We start from the raw sequence: 3864 nt of genomic DNA, 5'->3' as shown, positions 1-3864 counted from the left end.
ACTATGAAGCAGCAGACGGCAGCACCTAAGGCTGATAGGGCAAAGACATTTATTTTGGACAAGAGCTGTTGGATAGATGTAGCCGGTGCTGAGAATTCGGGCAAGAAGGATCATTTTGTCAAGGCACAGGGGGAGCTTGTTCTGAAACTACTGGAGAGAAAATTTGAACGGGATACTATCGATATTCCGAGGCTGTTTATCATCACACCATTTACATCGGTCAAAGAGGGAATGCTGGAGATGATAAAGAAATCGGAGTTATATGGAAAAGAGCCAAGAGTTAGAAAATGGCTTAATGCAAATAACATTGGAACAGTTCACACTTTCCAGGGCCAGGGAACGGATGAGGTTATATTCCTACTCGGATGCGACAGCAAATCTATGGGAGCAGTCAACTGGGTGAACAATAATATCGTCAATGTTGCAGCGACAAGGGCGAAGTTTAGATTTTACATGATAGGAGATAAGGCGGTATGGACTTGCAGGCCGGTGAGGGTTGCGAGAGAATGCACAGCAGAGATACTAACAGATAAAGAGGTTGCTGAGCTGCTTGGCGATAAGACCGAAGATGCTAAGTCTGCACCTGCAAAGATGTCTATGATATGCCCGGAATGCGGGGAAAAGCTGGTTGAGAGATCTGGAAAATTCGGCAAATTCATAGGCTGCTCGGGCTTCCCGAAATGCCGGTTTACGCAGTCGGTATAGGAACAGAGCAACACCCCGTTGCTTTCCCCAATCCCCTTAATCTGTTATGATATCCATAACGGAGGTGAGTACAATGGAGACAAAGGATGTTATATTAGAACTTCGAACCAAACGGGGATTATCCCAGGATGACCTGGCAGAGAAAGTCATGGTCACAAGGCAGGCGGTATCGCGCTGGGAGAATGGCGAGACGGTGCCGAACACAGATACGCTTAAGCTCCTTTCAAAGGAGCTGGACGTATCAATAAATACACTGCTGGGGACACCGAGAAAACTCATTTGTCAGTGCTGCGGAATGCCCATTGAGGACGATAACATTATGGGACGTGACAGCGACGGTTCACTGAACGAGGATTACTGCAAATGGTGTTATGCCGACGGCACCTATACCTATAGCAATATGGATGATCTGATCGATGTATGTGTGAAGAATATGGTGGGGGAGAACTTTTCCGAGGAGCAGGCCAGAGAATATTTGAAAGAGATGCTGCCGAAACTTGACTATTGGAAGCGTTATGAGCAGTTAAGTGACAATGGCCAGTTTGAGGTATTTAAAGGTAAGCTTATAGATGAGATAAATGCCCTTCAGATAGAGGGGATGCCTCATCTTGAAAGACTTAATGCGCTTGTTGGCAAATATGTGAATCTCGAGTATCGTCTGCCAAATGGCATGAATGTCAGATTCCTTGATGACGAGAAGACATATCTGGGAAATCAGCTGGAATGCGAGTTCGGTGGAGACAGATGTTTTGGGGTCCTGGCGGATATGGATTTTATATTGATATCGACATATGAGGCGGAAGGGACAAATCCGGAACTGGTTCTATATAAAAAGAGGTAGTATAATGAGTTAGGTTATTTCGTCAATAATCTTTCACAATTTATATTACAGGGGGAAATACATATGATACAATGTGCCGGATGTGGCAGCAATCTGGTATATGATATAGCAAGAAAGAAAATGTACTGCAAAGCATGTGGAAATGAATACGAGCCGGAGAGTGTCGACAAGGATGAGGACAGCGAGGAACGCAAGCTTATGGAACTTACTGTATTCATTTGTCCGCAGTGTGGTGGGGAGATATACAGTACAGATGAATCAGCGACGGGATTCTGCAGTTACTGCGGGGCAGCGACTATGCTTTCCAGCCGGCTGAAAAGCGAGAGAAGACCGGATTATGTGATACCGTTTGCGGTGACGAAGGACATGTGCAAGGCATCATATGCCACAGTCATGAAGAGGGCGATATACGCTCCGAACAGGCTGAAACACAGACGAAATGTGCAGGAGTTTCGTGGAATCTACATGCCGTATTGGCTGTGTGATGTTGACCAGAAAGGTAAAACAGCTGTCAGGGCGACGGACAGCTATAGCTCAGGGGTTGATACAGTCAGTCATACATATAATGTAAGATGCTTTGCGGATAATCATTATGAGAATATAACCATGGATGCATCATCGCTGTTTCCGGATGATCTCAGCAGTAAGGTGGCACCATTTGACTCGGCGGATATGAAACCATTTTCCATGGGATATTTGAGCGGGTTCTACGCGGATCTGCCGGATGTGGATTATGGTGTGTACAGGGATAAGATAGCGCAGGTGACAGGTGATATGGCGTATGATGTGATGATGAGTAAGATAAAGCATCATCTATGTACATACGATGCTATCGGTGAACCGGAGGAGCCATTGTCAGAAACGATGGATATAAAGATCACTGGAGCAAAGACCGGGTTGTTTCCTGTGTGGCTTTTGTCATACAAGAACGGTAAGTGTATTGCATATGCAGCGGTAAATGGCAGCACAGGAAAAGTGGCTGCGGATATACCGCTTGATATCGGCAAGTTCCTGCTGGGATGCCTGATAGGAGTGGCTCCATTATACTTTTTGCTGAACTTATTTCTTACGGTGAGACCTGGTGTTCTGCTCGCATTTGTATCTGCGATAGGTGCGCTTGTGACCATGATATATTGCGATGAGATGGAGAAGATAGCGGATGTAGAGACACATGAAAATGATGTGGGATTCTTCGCAAGGCATACACTCAATGTAAAGAAAAGTGGAGGCAGGAAGAAAAACTACAAATAAAAAAGCTACAAATAAAAAAGCTACAAACAAAAAAGCCACAAAAAATACAAAAAGAAAATTAAAAAATAAGATAACTTCATTTATAAAGTTTTCTTGTTTTCTTGAAGTCATACAGCTGATAGCATGCATGATATTATTTTTCTGCCTGAAGTTTGGAATAAATCCTTTATTTTTTAACTGGGATATTATGGGAAAGGCCAGTTATGTTGTGGCGGGCATCTCGTGTCTGGTTGCCATTTATGGAGCAGTAAAAGGCATAGCAAATGTGAGGAGAGTAAAAAGAAAAAGTGGCACCATGGGATTATTTATTGCATTTGCCACCATTCTGTCTGTAGCGGTCGTGTTGATAAAACCGGTTATGGACAAGTATTATTATGGATGCGTGCTTCTGGTGTGTGCTGCCACTATTCTGACGCTTATAGATCTGGTTATCAGCCACAACCGACTGTCCACAAGACCACTTCCACAGTTTGAGTACAAGGGAGGTGATCATCGTGCCTAGATCGGTAATTGACAGAGTGATGATCACTGTAATGATCACGCTGCTGTTTCTGGTTGTGGGATGCAACGGTGCAGTGACTGTCCACGCATCTGAAAATGATCAGGATGATTCGTACAGTTACCACTATAAAGTGAGAATCAAGGATTATGCAGATGTGTTGACTAAAAGTCAGGAAGCACAATTGACGGAGACTATGCAGGAGACGGCCCGTTACTGCAATGTGTTCTGCGAGACATCGGATTTTATATTTGGTTCTTCAGCGGACTACGCTGAGTCTGCCTATAAAAGAGAATTGGATACTAGGAATGGTGTTATGTTCCTCATTGATATGTGCAATAGACAGATATACATCTATTCGTATGGTGAACCATACAGGATCATCACTAAGACAAATGCGTATACGATAACAGACAATGTATATGAGTATGCGAGTGAAGAGAAATACTTTGAGTGCGCAAATGAGGCATTCAGGCAGATAAATACGCTGCTGGCTGGAGAAGAGATAAGCCGTCCCATGAAGCATATCAGCAATATACTTCTTGCAATAATATTTTCTATATTGCTT

5 protein-coding genes are annotated in these 3864 nt (G+C 43.8%); all 5 read left to right on the top strand.

Annotated features, from left to right (window positions below; genetic code table 11):
- Positions 1-705 (top strand): topoisomerase DNA-binding C4 zinc finger domain-containing protein (locus CCU_RS02680; RefSeq protein ID WP_208895924.1); only part of this gene is annotated, 705 nt, incomplete at its 5' end.
- A gap of 73 nt (positions 706-778) precedes the next feature.
- Positions 779-1546 carry a zinc ribbon domain-containing protein gene (locus CCU_RS02675; RefSeq protein WP_015533465.1) on the top strand — a complete coding sequence of 256 codons (768 nt, stop codon included), beginning with the start codon at positions 779-781 and terminating at the stop codon, positions 1544-1546.
- Positions 1547-1609: 63 nt separating this feature from the next.
- Positions 1610-2797 (top strand): hypothetical protein, encoded by a 1188-nt coding sequence (locus tag CCU_RS02670; protein WP_015533464.1) that lies wholly within the window; start codon positions 1610-1612, stop codon positions 2795-2797.
- Between the two features lie 187 nt (positions 2798-2984).
- Positions 2985-3299: a hypothetical protein gene (locus CCU_RS02665; RefSeq protein ID WP_208895923.1), complete on the top strand. Its 315-nt coding sequence runs from the start codon at positions 2985-2987 to the stop codon at positions 3297-3299.
- A partial coding sequence (locus CCU_RS02660) for a TPM domain-containing protein (protein WP_208895922.1) occupies positions 3292-3864 on the top strand: 573 nt, incomplete at its 3' end. The genes CCU_RS02665 and CCU_RS02660, both read left to right, overlap by 8 nt.

Origin of the sequence: Coprococcus sp. ART55/1 (assembly GCF_000210595.1) — a bacterium.
GTDB lineage: Bacteria > Bacillota > Clostridia > Lachnospirales > Lachnospiraceae > Coprococcus > Coprococcus aceti.
Note: the sequence above shows the minus strand (reverse complement) of the source record. Positions and strands in the feature narration are given on the sequence as shown.